Origin of the sequence: Pseudomonas sp. IAC-BECa141, assembly GCF_020544405.1 — a bacterium.
Classification (GTDB): domain Bacteria; phylum Pseudomonadota; class Gammaproteobacteria; order Pseudomonadales; family Pseudomonadaceae; genus Aquipseudomonas.
Genome location: NZ_CP065410.1, coordinates 4213527 through 4227432, shown reverse-complemented (window position 1 = coordinate 4227432; position 13906 = coordinate 4213527). Strand labels below are relative to the sequence as shown.

At 60.1% G+C, this 13906-nt stretch carries 12 protein-coding genes; 8 read left to right on the top strand and 4 right to left on the bottom strand.

Features of this window, described 5'->3' with window-relative positions; all coding sequences use genetic code 11:
• Nucleotides 1-8: 8 nt before the first annotated feature.
• The gene (locus I5961_RS19270) at nt 9-1499 is read right to left on the bottom strand and encodes an aldehyde dehydrogenase family protein (RefSeq protein ID WP_085700529.1); all 1491 of its coding nucleotides are present in this window, start codon (nt 1497-1499) and stop codon (nt 9-11) included.
• Between the two features lie 357 nt (nt 1500-1856).
• Here I5961_RS19270 and I5961_RS19265 point away from each other — a divergent pair, with 357 nt between their 5' ends.
• From I5961_RS19265 to peaD, 5 genes are all read left to right on the top strand, one after another.
• Nucleotides 1857-2057: a hypothetical protein gene (locus tag I5961_RS19265; protein ID WP_085686895.1), complete on the top strand. Its 201-nt coding sequence runs from the start codon at nt 1857-1859 to the stop codon at nt 2055-2057.
• A 583-nt stretch (nt 2058-2640) separates the two neighbouring features.
• The gene (gene peaA / locus I5961_RS19260; RefSeq protein WP_227233071.1) at nt 2641-4221 is read left to right on the top strand and encodes a quinohemoprotein amine dehydrogenase subunit alpha; all 1581 of its coding nucleotides are present in this window, start codon (nt 2641-2643) and stop codon (nt 4219-4221) included.
• A gap of 98 nt (nt 4222-4319) precedes the next feature.
• On the top strand, nt 4320-5750 hold the full coding sequence (peaB, locus tag I5961_RS19255) for a quinohemoprotein amine dehydrogenase maturation protein (RefSeq protein ID WP_085704536.1): 1431 nt from the start codon (nt 4320-4322) through the stop codon (nt 5748-5750).
• Nucleotide 5751: 1 nt separating this feature from the next.
• Nucleotides 5752-6075, top strand: a complete 324-nt coding sequence (qhpC, locus tag I5961_RS19250) for a quinohemoprotein amine dehydrogenase subunit gamma (protein ID WP_008016081.1) — start codon at nt 5752-5754, stop codon at nt 6073-6075.
• A 28-nt stretch (nt 6076-6103) separates the two neighbouring features.
• Nucleotides 6104-7225, top strand: coding sequence for a quinohemoprotein amine dehydrogenase subunit beta (gene peaD / locus I5961_RS19245; RefSeq protein WP_085704538.1), 1122 nt, complete (start codon nt 6104-6106; stop codon nt 7223-7225).
• A gap of 112 nt (nt 7226-7337) precedes the next feature.
• Here peaD and I5961_RS19240 read toward each other — a convergent pair whose 3' ends face one another.
• Both I5961_RS19240 and I5961_RS19235 read right to left on the bottom strand, forming a co-directional pair.
• Complete coding sequence (locus I5961_RS19240; RefSeq protein WP_085704540.1) at nt 7338-7742, bottom strand: lysozyme inhibitor LprI family protein; 405 nt, start codon at nt 7740-7742, stop codon at nt 7338-7340.
• Between the two features lie 55 nt (nt 7743-7797).
• On the bottom strand, nt 7798-8718 hold the full coding sequence (locus I5961_RS19235; RefSeq protein ID WP_085704542.1) for an ADP-ribosylglycohydrolase family protein: 921 nt from the start codon (nt 8716-8718) through the stop codon (nt 7798-7800).
• Nucleotides 8719-8913: 195 nt separating this feature from the next.
• On the opposite strand from I5961_RS19235, the gene I5961_RS19230 reads away from it, so the two are divergent.
• Together I5961_RS19230 and I5961_RS19225 are read left to right on the top strand one after the other, a co-directional pair.
• The gene (locus I5961_RS19230; RefSeq protein ID WP_085704544.1) at nt 8914-9402 is read left to right on the top strand and encodes an SRPBCC family protein; all 489 of its coding nucleotides are present in this window, start codon (nt 8914-8916) and stop codon (nt 9400-9402) included.
• Nucleotides 9389-9550, top strand: a complete 162-nt coding sequence (locus I5961_RS19225; protein ID WP_227233070.1) for a hypothetical protein — start codon at nt 9389-9391, stop codon at nt 9548-9550. Before I5961_RS19230 ends, I5961_RS19225 begins: the two co-directional genes overlap by 14 nt.
• A gap of 290 nt (nt 9551-9840) precedes the next feature.
• Here I5961_RS19225 and acnA read toward each other — a convergent pair whose 3' ends face one another.
• Nucleotides 9841-12582, bottom strand: coding sequence for an aconitate hydratase AcnA (gene acnA, locus I5961_RS19220; RefSeq protein ID WP_085704546.1), 2742 nt, complete (start codon nt 12580-12582; stop codon nt 9841-9843).
• A 222-nt stretch (nt 12583-12804) separates the two neighbouring features.
• Here acnA and rlmM point away from each other — a divergent pair, with 222 nt between their 5' ends.
• A complete protein-coding gene (gene rlmM, locus I5961_RS19215; protein WP_085700520.1) occupies nt 12805-13878 on the top strand; it encodes a 23S rRNA (cytidine(2498)-2'-O)-methyltransferase RlmM in 1074 nt (357 codons plus the stop codon).
• Nucleotides 13879-13906: the final 28 nt, after the last annotated feature.

Below are 13906 nucleotides of genomic sequence, written 5' to 3'. Positions count from 1 at the left end.
CCCAGTCATTACAACTTGATCAACACCGACTTCAACTCGGTGTAATGCTCGATCGCCGCATACCCCATCTCGCGCCCGACGCCGGACATCTTGTAGCCGCCAAACGGCAGCGCCGGATCCAGCGCGCTGTGGCAGTTGACCCACACCGACCCTGACTTGATCCGCGGAATCATCCGGTGCACCGCCGCCAGATCGTTCGACCAGATGCTGGCACCCAAACCGTAAGGGCTGTCATTGGCCATGCGCAGCGCATCGGCTTCGTCATCGAACGGAATCGCCACCAGCACTGGCCCGAAGATCTCTTCCTGCACCAGCGAATGCTGTTGATCGAGATCGACAATCACCGTCGGCTTGACGAAGAATCCCGGCCCGAACTGCTCGCCGCCGCAGGCAATGGTCGCGCCGCTTTCGCGGCCCATTTCGATGTAGTTGTAGACCCGCTCCTGCTGGCGCGCGGAAATCAGCGGGCCCATATCGATGCTCGGGTCGAGTCCGTTGCCGAGTTTCATCGCGTTGGCAATATCGCTGATGTCGGCCACCACATTGTCGAAATGCTTGCGCTGCACGTACAGGCGCGAACCGGCGCAGCACACCTGGCCCTGGTTGAAGAAAATCGCACTGGCCGCACCCGCCGCAGCGGTTTTCAGGTCGGCGTCGGCCATGACGATGGTCGGGGATTTGCCGCCCAGTTCCAGGGTGACCCGGGTCATCGAATCCATCGCGATCTTGCCGATCTGCTTGCCGACAGCGGTGGAGCCGGTGAAGGTCAGCTTGTCGACCAGCGGGTTGTGGGTCAGGGCGGAGCCAGCCGTGATCCCGGTGCCGGTGACCACGTTGAAGACGCCTTCCGGATAACCCGCCTCCAGCACCAGCTCCGCCAGTTTCAGCGCGGTCAGCGGGGTCTCGTCGGCGGGCTTGAGTACCACGGTGCAACCGGTGGCCAGCGCCGGGCCGAGCTTCCAGCAGGCCAGCAGCAGCGGGAAGTTCCAGGCGACGATGGCGCCGACCACCCCCACCGCTTCGCGACGGATGAAACTGTGGAACTGATCGCCGGGCATCAGCGGCAACGAGACATCCACGCTGGAACCTTCAATCTTGGTCGCCCAACCGGCCATATAACGCAGGAAGTCGATGGCCAGTTGTACGTCCATCACTTGCGCCACCGCCGCGCTCTTGCCGTTGTTCAGGCATTCCAGTTGCGCCAGCAGTTCGGCGTCGCGCTGCATCAGGTCGGCGAGTTTCCACAACAGATTCTGCCGCTCGCGCGGGCGGGTGCGGCTCCAGGTTGAATCATCGAAAGCTTGTCGGGCGGCGAGCACCGCGCGGTCGACATCTTCCGGCGTGGCGCGTGGCACTACGCACAGTACTTCTCCGGTGGCCGGGTTGTGCAGCGGCATGGTCTGGCCGTCGGCGGCTTCGACCCAGTCGCCGCCGATCAGCATGCGCGGCGGACGCTGGATAAAGGCCGAGGTGGCAGGAAGCAGGTAGGGCAGGGGCATGGCGAAACCTCTTGTTGTTCGATGGGGATCGAGAGGGGCTTTCGCAATGGTTGTGCCAAATGCTGGAGGGTGGCGTACAGCCCGGTTGCACGGGGGGAAGGAGGAAGAGTTTCAGTGGAAGTGAGGGTGAATTTGTCTCAAAACGCGACACCCATTGAGAAGCAAGATACGCGTCCTACAAAGCCAATGCCGCTGCGACGGGGCCTGAGCAAAATCGGGCCTTTTCTGGAGTAGGAAAAGTCGCGCGTCTGACAGTTTCTACCGACTGGTGGAGGCATGAGGTACGAGCTAAGTTGCTTGGTGTATAGGGTTTTCCTGCCATGGATTTGGCGGGTCAGTGTCTTCACAGGGATGTCGATGAACAACTTAACCATTCGATGGCTAACCAATTTCATGATAGGCGTGGGGACTGGATTTCTGGTGACAGGGTTTGCGGCGCTGTTGATCGGCGATCTGACCGATGTTGATACGATTCGGGCAGGTGCCTTGATGGCTACAAGCAGTATTTTCTTGATCGCCACCTCTTTCGCAGTTGCCATGCTCGAGGATAAATCATGACGGCTTTAATTCTGTGTTTTTGGTCATTGGGCTTTAGTTTGCTGATCACGTATGCGTTTTACCGCGAGCGTCGAATTCAAGCTGCCCTGCGTGATTCCGGGTCATTGGCAGCCAAGGCCGACACGCAAGCTGAATGTTCGACGGTTTGCGAGTTTTGTGGGCGTTACAAGGTTCACCCGGACAATTCCGTTCGCTAGGATCATGTCAACAATCCAATACAGGGCCCCGTCATGTGCGGGGCTTGTTTATCAGTCACCTGGAGATTTCATCGCAGGTGATGCTGTCGGTTCCGGACGAACTGTCGCGCGACGCAATGTCGCCGACGCCGTAACAACTATGCTTGTCTCAGACTGCAACAGCTGTCGCGAAATGGGACGCCGGCCAGCACCGCCGGCACCGCCATTTCGCCATGATCTTCACGTAACTGCTTGATTGAAAAGCTTATCGGCAAGCTGGCACGCTCCGTGTATTGCTCACAGCAGACGTTTCGCTTGCCTCCGTTCGTGCAGCGCCACGAACGGCAGAAACCATAAAAAACGATAAGCCACAACAATAAGAAAGCACCGTGCGAGGTTCGACGTTGATGAAGAGAAGACTCCGATCAGGCATGAGCGCCAGCCTGCTGGCCGTGGCCGCTTGCGTGGCCCTGCATTCGCCGTACAGCCTGGCAGCCCGCGATGCCCAGACCATCCTCAAGGAAACCTGCCAGGGCTGTCACACCCCTGAAGCCGGCGACCAGTTGAGCCGTATCAGCCACCAGCGCAAGACCCCCGAAGGCTGGCTGATGAGCATTGCCCGGATGCAGACCATGCACGGTCTGCAGATCAGCGATGACGATCGACGCACACTGGTCAAATACCTCGCCGACACCCAGGGCCTGGCGCCCAGCGAAACCGATGGCGTGCGTTACGCGCTGGAACGGCGGTTGAACACCGTTGAGCAGTTCGACGAGAAAACCGCGCAGATGTGTGGTCGCTGCCATTCCGGTGCCCGGGTCGCTCTGCAACGGCGTCCGGCCCAGGAGTGGGAACGTCTGGTGAATTTCCACCTCGGCCAATGGCCGTCGCTGGAGTATCAGGCGCTGGCCCGTGATCGTGACTGGTTCGATATCGCCCGCAAGGAAATGGTCCCCCTGCTGGCCAAACGTTATCCGCTGGATAATCCGGCGTGGCAGACGTGGGTCAAAACCGCACCGAAAGCCGAGGCGCTGGTGGGCGACTGGAGTTTCAGCGGTCACCTGCCGGGCAAGGGTGAACTGGCCGGCACCATGAGCGTCACCGCCGATGGCAGTGACACCTTCAAAGTTACCGTCAAAGGTCAGTACGCCGACGGCAGCCCGTTCAACGGCGACGGCAGCGCAATCCTCTACAGCGGCTACGAATGGCGCGGCAACGTGACCGTCGATGGCGTGACCATGCGTCAGGTGTTCGCCGCGCAAGGCAACGCCATGCAGGGCCGGATGTTCGAGGCCGAGCACGATGAGCGCGGTCTGGATTTCGTTGCGGCCAAACAGGGTTCCCAGCGCCTGCTGGCGGTACAGCCTGGTTATGTGAAGGCCGGCAGCGAAACTGAAGTGACCCTGATCGGCAGCGGTCTGAGCGGCAAGCCGAATTTCGGCAAAGGCGTGGACGTGGTCGAAGTGGTCGAGCAGAGCGCCGATCGGATCAAGGTCAAAGTCAAAGCGGCAGCCAATGCCCGACCGGGGCTGCGCGCAGTCAGCGTCGGCAGCCTGAAAGGCCCGAGCCTGTCGGTGTACAGCAAGATTGCCTCGGTCAAAGTGGTGCCCGAGTTCTCGGTGGCACGGATCGGCGAGGGCGGTGGTTCGACGCCGAAAGTCCAGGGCCGCTTCGACGCCGAAGCGTGGGGTAAGGGTGCCGACGGCAAGCCATATCGCATCGGCGTGTTCCCGGCGCAATGGAAAGTCGAAGCCTTCGACGAGCGCGCCAAAGAGGACGAGGACGTCAAGTTCGCCGGCACCATGCAGGCCGACGCGGGCGTGTTCACACCGGGCGATGCCGGGCCGAATCCGGCTCGCAAGATGTCCACCAACAATGCCGGCAACCTCAAGGTGATTGCCGCCGTCGACGACGCAGGGAAATCCCTGACCGGCGAAGGCCACCTGATCGTCACCGTGCAACGCTGGAACAATCCACCCATTCCCTGATGTTAAAACGTGAGTTGAGCTGAGCGACAGCGATTCAGACACTTTTCGGAATGACCGCAAGTCCCGCCAGGCGGGGGGGCTTGCACAGGAGGTTTGCAATGGGCGCTATCTTGAATCTGGTCGAACGTAATCTGCACGAAGTGCACGTCGACGCCGACCGCATGCTGTTTCATATCCCCAGCAGTTCGCTGTTCGCCAGCGATGAACTGACCGGCACCATCATTGATGCACTGCGCGGCCCTGGGTGCTCCTCAGAGGATCTGGTCCAGCGCCTCGGCGCGCGGTTCAATGGCGAGGAAATCAACGAGACACTGCGCGAGCTGATCTCGCTGGAACTGGTCAGCGACGGCTCGCCGCTGACGCCGGACATCGCCGTAAAACGCGTCGAACGCACGGCGATCAACACCGTGGTGCTCAACGTCAACACCGGCTGCAACCTGAGCTGCACCTACTGCTACAAGGAAGACCTCGACAAGCCGTCCGCCGGCAAAAAGATGGACGTCGAAACTGCCATCGCCTCGGTCGAAATGCTGCTACGCGAATCCCCCGACGAAGAGCGCTTCACCGTGGTGTTTTTCGGCGGCGAACCGCTGAGCAACCGCAAGCTGATCGAGTACATGGTCGATTACTGCGAGAAGCGGTTTGCCGAGGCCGGCAAGTTCGTCGAGTTCGTGATGACCACCAACGCCACGCTGCTCACCGAAGAAACCGTGGACTACCTGAATGCCCACCGTTTTGGCTTGTCAGTGAGCATCGACGGGCCGAAAACCGTGCACGACCGCAACCGCATCACCGTGGGCGGGCAGGGCACTTATGACGTGGTGCGGCGCAAAGCCGAAATGTTGCTCTCTCGCTACAACAGCCGTCCGGTCGGCGCGCGGGTGACCCTGACCACCGGCGTCACCGACGTTGAAACCATCTGGGATCACCTGTTTAACGAACTGGGTTTTGCCGAGGTTGGATTTGCTCCGGTAACGTCCGGCGATATCAGCAGCTTCAATCTGACCAACGACGAGTTGATCGAAGTGTTCGCCAGCATGAAACGTCTCGGTCGGCGTTATCTGGAGGCTGCGCTGGAACACCGCAATATCGGGTTCTCCAACCTGCATCAGTTGATCACCGACATTCATGAAGGCCACAAAAAGGCCCTGCCGTGCGGCGCCGGGCTGAAGATGCTGGCGGTCGATCACAAAGGCGAACTGAACCTGTGCCATCGCTTCACCGGCTCCTCGCTGCCGACCTTCGGCAACGTCCACAGCGGCGTCAAGCAGGTCGAGTTGAATGACTTCCTGTCCCTGCGCCTGGATCGCACCAACACCGGTTGCCATGACTGTCAGATTCGCAACCTGTGCTCCGGCGGTTGCTACCACGAGAGCTATGCCCGCTACGGTGACCCGGCCCACCCGACGTATCACTACTGCGAATTGATGCGTGACTGGGTCGACTTCGGCATTGAGGTCTACACCCGGATCATGGCCGCCAACCCCGCGTTCATCAGCAGCTACATCACTCCGCGCAAGGCTCACTGATATGAAACATCTCAAGGCAATCAATAACAAAGCGTTGAAGCTGGATCAGGCCGCGGACGAGAACCGCATCGAAGAAGTGGTGGCGATGAGCTCCGTCGCTGGCTGCGCCTCGACCACCGACCCGGGCTGGGAAATCGATGCGTTCGGCGGGGTGTCGTCGCTTTGTCAGCCGATGGAAGCCGACCTGTATGGCTGCTCCGACCCGTGCTGGTGGCCGGCCCAGGTGCCGGACATGATGAGCACCTACCCGGACTGGAACAAGGATGCCCAGGCGTCCAACGACAACTGGCGCAACCTCGGCACTGTCTTCCCGAAAGACAAGTAACTGCCCGGACAAGAAGAAGGATTCCAGCATGCCTAGCCTCAACAAAGCCTGCGGCCTTGCCGCACTCGCGGTTCTGAGCGCCTGTTCGCTCCCGGTTCTGGCCGATGAAAACGCCGCGCTGCAAGACGGTCACGAGTACATGTTGACCACCAATTACCCGAACAACCTGCACGTCATCGACCTGGCGACCGACAGCCTGTACAAGACCTGCAAGATGCCCGATGCCTTTGGCCCCGGCACCGTACAGCTTTCGCCGGATCGCAAGACCGCGTACGTATTGAACAACCATTACGCCGATGTCTACGGTGTCGAGCTGGACAGCTGCAAGCAGGTGTTCCATGCCAGCATCACCCAGCAGCCTGGGGAGAAGGCGCGGTCGATGTTCGCCTTTACCGTCAGCCATGACGGCAAGGAGTTGTACACCATCGCCAACCCGACCCAGATGCTCAATGACCGCTATGAGGTCAAACAGCCGCGGCTGGACGTCTACGCCACCGATGCCGGGATGGACGCCAAACCGTTGCGCAGCTTTCCGGCTCCACGGCAGTTGACGATCATGCAGAGCGGCGATGACGGTACGCTCTATGTGGCCGGCGCCGATGTGTACAAGGTCGATGTAAAGAGCGGCAAGTTCGACGTTCTGATCCCCAGCCGCCACTGGAAACGCCCGAACTACAGCGCGCCGGACGTGCTTTACGTATGGAACCAGCAAACCTATCGCCACGATTTCTCGCTGCTGTACACGGCGGCGAAGTTCAAGGACAAAAAACAGGACCCGGCCACCGCCGAATACCTTTATGGCTTGTTCAGCGTCGATCTGAAAACGGGCAAGACCGAGACCACTGACTTCGGCCCGTTGACCGAGATCTACTTCAGCGGCATGCGCTCGCCGAAGGATCCGAACCTGATGTTCGGTGTACTCAATCGTCTGGCCAAGTACGACATCAAGCAAAAAAAGCTGATTCAGGCGGCGACACTGGATCATTCCTACTACTGCATTTCGTTCAACAAGGACGGGAGCAAGATCTACCTGGCCGGGACCTTCAACGATGTGGCGATCTTTGATGCCGAAACCATGAAGCAGACCGGCAGCATCAAACTGCCGGGTGGGGATATGGCGATTACTACGGCACAGATCTTCGTCCGGTAATTAGCGACGTCAGGGATGACGCCCTCGCGAGCAAGCCTGCTCCCCCATTGAAATGCAGTTCAAATGGGGGAGCAGGCCTGCTCGCGAAGAGGCTCTCCAAATCCCTGAAAAGTCAGGCCCCCGGCACCGGGCAGCTCATGTCACCTTCCTCACATTTCAAATACTGTTTGAGCGCTTCGGTTCGCGTCTTGGTTATTGAGGCGATGCAATTGTTGTAGATCAGCGGATAAACACTCCCGCTTGCCACTCCGGATGCGGAAAACTTGCACTCGGCATCGCGAAAGCCGATCCACGCCCGTTGCGCGCTGACCAGCAGTTTCTTGCCATCAGGGTTGTTCTTCAACCGGGCGGTGATCTGTTGATAAACCGTATTCAACTCCTTGTCCGCCGCCTTGTTCTCTTGTGCGGCGCACTGATTCATCGTCGCTTGATCGCTGGCATTGGCGCAGTCCACGGCAGCGTGAGCAACAGAAGTGAAAAGAAAGGGTGTCAGGGCCAGAAGCAGGCGTGGGGACATGAGTCATCTCGCTTTGATGAGTGAACGTGCCGGGCAGTTTAGCGACTTCGTGGCGCTAACAAGGTGCACGGTGTCTGGAGGCGTTGAGCAACCGCTCCGCTGTCGCGGCAATTTCCTCTCCGTCATGCAGCTTTTCCAGCCACCCGAACGGGATTCCCTGCACGCCGTAGTGGGCGCCGGCCAACTGGCCGACGATGGCAGCCGTGGTGTCCGCGTCATCGCCCAGATTCGCCGCTTGCAGGACGGCGGCGGCAAAACTGTCGGTGTTCTGGAAGCACCATAACGCCGCTTCCAGGGATTCGACGCAGTAGCCACTGCCGCGAATGTCGCGCTCGGTCTTGTGCAGGTACTCGCCCCGGGCAATCGCCGCCACCTTGGGCTGGCTGAAGATTGTTTGCGGCTGAGTGCGCAGTTGCGCTTTCGACTCGCCTTCCAGAGCCCTGCAGAGCAGTTCGGCAAACAGCTGGCAGCATTCGATGGATTCGGGCGCCGAATGCGTAGTGCGTGAACTGTCGGCGGCGAATCGCCTGATTTGCCGGGCATCCGGGAAGTAGAACAGTACAACGGGCACCAGACGCATCAGCGACCCGTTCCCGGCGCTGTGGGGATCGGTGGAGCCGGCAAACGGCTCACCGGTTTGTTGAAAACGATCCAGCGCCTGACTCACGGTCATGCCGATATCGAAACATTCGCCGGTCGAACTCAAATAACCCCATTGCCACCAGTTCAGATAGCGGCCCATCTGGTCAGCGGCATCGAAGCCGTTTTTGTTCAGCAGACTTTCCGCCAGGCACAACGCCATCGAGGTGTCGTCGGTCCATTGGCCGGGCTTCAAGTGAAACGGCCCGCCACCCATCATCTCGGTCAGGGGCTGGAAGCTGCCGCGAGGCTGGAATTCGACGGTGGTTCCCATGGCATCGCCACAGGCCAGACCGAGCAGGGCTCCACGGTAACGTTCGGGGAGGGAGGGCTGCATGATGACGTCCTTGTGTCGTTCAATTCGTTGCGAACGTTATCAGTTTCACGGTGCTGATCCGTCCGCATTCTGACGAACCGGTGCCCCAAAATACTGCCGGATATTTCAATCAGCCCGACCGTTGCACCGGATTGATACAACTTCGGATTGGACATGTGGTCATACAAGCCTACTGTTCAAAACAGGAGGTGACGTATGAAACCAGTACCCAACAGCTTTGAACGTAAAATCATGCTCAGGTCGCCGCGCTCGCATGTCTGGCGTGCCCTGGTCGATGCCGAGGCGTTCGGCCAGTGGTTCGGCGTTGCGCTGGAAGGCCGGCGGTTTATACCGGGCGAATGGACGCAAGGGCAGGTCACGTACCGCGGTTATGAACATGTGCTCTGGAATGTGTTGGTGGAGCGGGTCGAGCCGCAACAGCTGTTCTCCTTCCGCTGGCACCCGTACGCGGTGAACCCGAAAATCGACTACTCCCAGGAACCGACCACGCTGGTCAAATTCGAACTGCAGGACTACGAGAACGGCACGTTGCTGAAGGTCTCCGAATCAGGTTTTGCGCACATTCCCGACGTGCGCCAGAAAGAGGCCTACTACATGGACAGTCGGGGCTGGGAGGAGCAGTTGAGTCGACTTGAGCACTTCCTGACGGAAAGCGACCGTTCCCGCGAGCGTGAAGGTAGCTGATCTCGACCTGTTCACGCCGTGGCTGGGACGCTGTGCGCTGGTATTCGCCGGACTGTCTGCCGCGTGGTTCATGGAGGATGACGAGCAAAAAGCCGCCGCCGGACAGCTGAAATTCGCCGGATTGGCGGCTTCTGCACTCGATGTCTGACACGCCTAAGGGTTTTCGGAAGGCCTGCTATGGCGAATGTCTTACACGCGATGGTAGCTATTTCGACTATTGCCGATTGGATCCAGAGCGTAACCTAGCCTCATCAACTGAAACACAGGGAGTGTTTCAGGATCACGGATGATCGACCATTAGCAAGGATCGCTGCCGACAGGGAGTCGATAATGGTCTTGGGAAAAACCCGCTTCGGCGGGTTTTTTTTCGCCCGCAGAAAAGTGCGCTGCCCACACAGAAACACCGCCGATCTGGCGGTGTTTCTGCATCTGCAGGTGTTACGAGGCGATCAACTGCCGCAACACGTAATGCAGGATCCCGCCGGACTTGAAGTACTCCACCTCGTTCAAGGTGTCGATGCGGCACAGCACTTCGATTTTTTCCTGACGTCCGTCTTCACGGGTGATAACCAGCGCCAGGTTCATCCGTGGTGTCAGCTCGACGCCGCTCAGGCCCTGAATATCCAGGGTTTCCTTGCCGGTGAGGTTCAGGCTCTTGCGGTTCTGATCCAGTTTGAACTGCAACGGCAGCACGCCCATGCCCACCAGATTGGAACGGTGGATCCGCTCGAAGCTTTCGGCGATCACCGCTTTTACCCCCAGCAGGTTGGTGCCCTTGGCGGCCCAGTCACGGCTGGAACCGGTGCCGTATTCTTGCCCGGCAATCACCACCAGCGGCGTGCCCGAGGCCTGATAACGCATGGCCGCGTCGTAGATCGCCAGTTTCTCGCCGGTCGGAATGTAGATCGTGTTGCCACCTTCTTCGCCGCCAAGCATTTCGTTGCGGATACGGATGTTGGCAAACGTGCCGCGCATCATGACTTCGTGGTTACCCCGGCGTGAGCCGTAGGAGTTGAAGTCCCGTGGCTCAACGCCTTGCTCGCGCAGATAGCGCCCGGCCGGGCTGTCGGCCTTGATGTTGCCGGCGGGGGAGATGTGGTCGGTGGTCACCGAATCGCCCAATAGCGCGAGCACTCGCGCGCCTTTCACATCGGCGATCACCGGCAAAGGCCCGGCAATGTCGTCGAAGAACGGCGGGTGCTGGATGTAGGTCGAATCCGCCTGCCAGACATACGTCGCAGCTTGCGGTACTTCGATGGCTTGCCACTGTTCGTCGCCGGCAAACACTTCGGCGTACTCCTTGTGGAACATCGCCGTGTTGACCTGATTCACAGCGTCAGCGATTTCCTTGCTGCTCGGCCAGATGTCGCGCAGGTACACCGGATTGCCCTGCTGGTCATTGCCCAGCGGTTCGCTGCTGATGTCGGTGCGCACACTGCCGGCCAGGGCATAGGCGACCACCAGCGGCGGCGAGGCCAGCCAGTTGGTTTTTACCAGCGGATGCACCCGGCCTTCGAAGTTGCGGTTGCCGGACAGCACCGACGCCACGGTCAAATCGGCTTTCTGGATAGCTTTTTCGATCGGTTCCGGCAGCGGGCCGGAGTTGCCGATACAAGTGGTGCAGCCGTATCCGACCAGCGAAAAACCGAGCTGATCGAGGTATTGCGTCAGTCCGGCGGCTTTGTAGTAATCAGTGACCACTTTTGAACCCGGTGCCAGCGAACTTTTCACCCACGGCTTGCGGGTCAGGCCTTTTTCCACGGCTTTTTTCGCCAGCAGGCCGGCAGCCATCATCACGCTGGGGTTGGAGGTGTTGGTGCAGGAAGTGATCGCGGCAATCACCACCGCGCCGTTTTTCAGGCGATAGGTGTGGCCGTCGTACTCGTAATCGGTTTCGCCGACCAGATCGGCATTGCCCACAGCGACACCGCCGCCGCCTTCGCTTTCGAGGCGTCCTTCTTCCTTGCTGGTGGGTTTGAATTGCAAGTCGAGGAAGTCGCTGAACGCCTGACCGACATTCGGCAGAGACACCCGGTCCTGCGGACGTTTCGGCCCGGCGAGGCTGGCTTCGACGCTGCCCATGTCCAGCGCCAGACTGTCGGTGAACACCGGCTCCTGACCGGGCAGGCGCCACAGCCCTTGAGCTTTGGTGTAGGCCTCGACCAGTTTGACCACTTCTGGCGGACGACCGGACAGGCGCAGGTATTCCAGCGTCACGTCATCGACCGGGAAGAAGCCGCAGGTCGCGCCATATTCCGGGGCCATGTTGGCGATGGTGGCGCGGTCGGCCAGCGGCAGGTCGGCGAGGCCGTCACCGTAGAACTCGACGAATTTGCCGACCACGCCTTTCTTGCGCAGCATCTGGGTCACGGTCAGCACCAGGTCGGTGGCCGTGATGCCTTCCTTGAGCTTGCCGGTGAGTTTGAAGCCGATCACTTCCGGAATCAGCATCGACACCGGTTGCCCGAGCATCGCCGCTTCCGCCTCGATCCCGCCGACGCCCCAGCCGAGTACACCGAGGCCGTTGATCATGGTGGTGTGGGAGTCGGTGCCGACCAGCGTGTCGGGGAAGGCGTAGGTGCGGCCGTCTTCATCCTTGGTCCAAACGGTGCGGCCAAGGTATTCGAGGTTGACCTGGTGGCAGATCCCGGTGCCCGGCGGCACCACGCTGAAATTGTCGAAGGCGCTCTGGCCCCAGCGCAGGAAGGCGTAGCGTTCGCCGTTGCGCTGCATTTCGATGTCGACGTTCTGTTCGAAGGCGCTGGCGCTGGCGAACTTGTCGACCATCACCGAGTGGTCGATCACCAGATCCACTGGCGACAGCGGGTTGATTCGCTGCGGATCACCGCCGGCCCTGGCCATGGCGGCGCGCATCGCGGCCAGATCGACCAAGGCAGGAACGCCGGTAAAGTCCTGCATCAGCACACGGGCAGGGCGGTACTGGATTTCTCGGTCGGAGCGGCGCTCTTTGAGCCACGCGGCAATCGCCTTGAGGTCGGCGCCGGTAACGGTTTTTTCATCTTCCCAGCGCAGCAGGTTTTCCAGCAGGACTTTCAGCGACATCGGCAGCCTGGCGAGATCGCCCAAGGACTTGGCGGCATCCGGCAGGCTGAAATAGTGGTAAGTCTTGTCATCGACTTTCAGGGTCTTAAGGGTGTGCAGGCTATCGAGGGACGGCATTACGATCACTCCTTTGAATCCGCACGGCTACGGATTGAGGGGACGAATAGAGCTTAAAACTTAGCCCTGTTTTAGGTAGCTGGCTAATAACTGGACTCTATGACAGGAACCAAGGTTCCGACATCGGCTATCATGCGCCGGTTTTCGTGACAGGCTTTGCTTCAACGCAGGGTCTGGGCATCGCGCAGGGGATGAATGATCGCCCTCTGCCCAGGAGTAAGAATGAACACCCTATTCATGCATTGCCGGCCAGGCTTCGAAGGCGAAGTCTGCTCGGAAATTTCCGACCTCGCCGCTCAGCTGAACGTGGCTGGCTACGCCAAGGCCAAACCGGCCACCGCTTGTGCCGAGTTTGTCTGCACCGAAGAAGACGGCGCCGAGCGCCTGATGCGCGGTCAGCGTTTCGCCGAGCTGATTTTCCCGCGCCAGTGGGCGCGCGGGTTTTTCATCGATCTGCCGGAAAACGACCGCATCAGCGTGATCCTCGCGCACATGGCTGAATTCCCGGTCTGTGGCAGCTTGTGGCTGGAAGTCGTCGACACCAACGACGGCAAGGAACTGTCGAATTTCTGCAAGAAGTTCGAAGGCCCGCTGCGCAAGGCCCTGACCGGCGCCGGCAAGTTGGTGGAGGACGCCGGCAAGCCGCGCCTGCTGCTGACCTTCAAAAGCGGTCGTGAGGTGTTCCTCGGTCTGGCCGATGCCGGTAACTCGGCGATGTGGCCGATGGGTATTCCGCGTTTGAAGTTCCCGCGCGAGGCGCCAAGCCGTTCGACCCTGAAGCTGGAGGAGGCCTGGCACCATTTCATCCCCCGCGATCAGTGGGAAGATCGCCTGCACAGCGACATGACCGGCGTCGATCTCGGCGCGGCGCCGGGCGGCTGGACCTGGCAACTGGTCAATCGCGGCATGCTGGTGACGGCCATCGACAACGGCCCGATGGCCGAAAGTCTGATGGACACCGGTCTGGTGCAGCACTTGATGGCCGATGGTTTCACCTTCAAACCGAAGCAACCGGTGGACTGGATGGTCTGCGACATCGTCGAGAAGCCGGCACGCAACGCCGCGATGCTTGAAGAGTGGATCGGCGAGGGGCATTGCCGGGAAGCGGTGGTCAACCTCAAGTTGCCGATGAAGCAGCGTTACGCGGAGGTGAAGCGCTTGCTCGAGCGCATCGCCGACGGGTTCAAGGCCCGCGGGATCAAGGTCGACATCGGCTGCAAGCAGCTGTATCACGACCGCGAGGAAGTGACCTGCCATTTGCGCCGCCATGATGTGAAGAAAGCCAAAGCCCGCTGAGCGCGCGACAGGTGACCGAACACCCGGC

Bases quoted from the DNA above. Each gene is read 5' to 3' on its own strand.
- rlmM (WP_085700520.1), top strand. From the start codon at position 12,805: ATGAACACCCTATTCATGCATTGCCGGCCAGGCTTCGAAGGCGAAGTC.
- peaB (WP_085704536.1), top strand. From the start codon at position 4,320: ATGGGCGCTATCTTGAATCTGGTCGAACGTAATCTGCACGAAGTGCAC.
- I5961_RS19240 (WP_085704540.1), bottom strand. From the start codon at position 7,742: ATGTCCCCACGCCTGCTTCTGGCCCTGACACCCTTTCTTTTCACTTCT.
- I5961_RS19270 (WP_085700529.1), bottom strand. From the start codon at position 1,499: ATGCCCCTGCCCTACCTGCTTCCTGCCACCTCGGCCTTTATCCAGCGT.
- qhpC (WP_008016081.1), top strand. From the start codon at position 5,752: ATGAAACATCTCAAGGCAATCAATAACAAAGCGTTGAAGCTGGATCAG.
- acnA (WP_085704546.1), bottom strand. From the start codon at position 12,582: ATGCCGTCCCTCGATAGCCTGCACACCCTTAAGACCCTGAAAGTCGAT.
- peaD (WP_085704538.1), top strand. From the start codon at position 6,104: ATGCCTAGCCTCAACAAAGCCTGCGGCCTTGCCGCACTCGCGGTTCTG.
- I5961_RS19265 (WP_085686895.1), top strand. From the start codon at position 1,857: ATGAACAACTTAACCATTCGATGGCTAACCAATTTCATGATAGGCGTG.
- peaA (WP_227233071.1), top strand. From the start codon at position 2,641: ATGAAGAGAAGACTCCGATCAGGCATGAGCGCCAGCCTGCTGGCCGTG.
- I5961_RS19235 (WP_085704542.1), bottom strand. From the start codon at position 8,718: ATGCAGCCCTCCCTCCCCGAACGTTACCGTGGAGCCCTGCTCGGTCTG.
- I5961_RS19230 (WP_085704544.1), top strand. From the start codon at position 8,914: ATGAAACCAGTACCCAACAGCTTTGAACGTAAAATCATGCTCAGGTCG.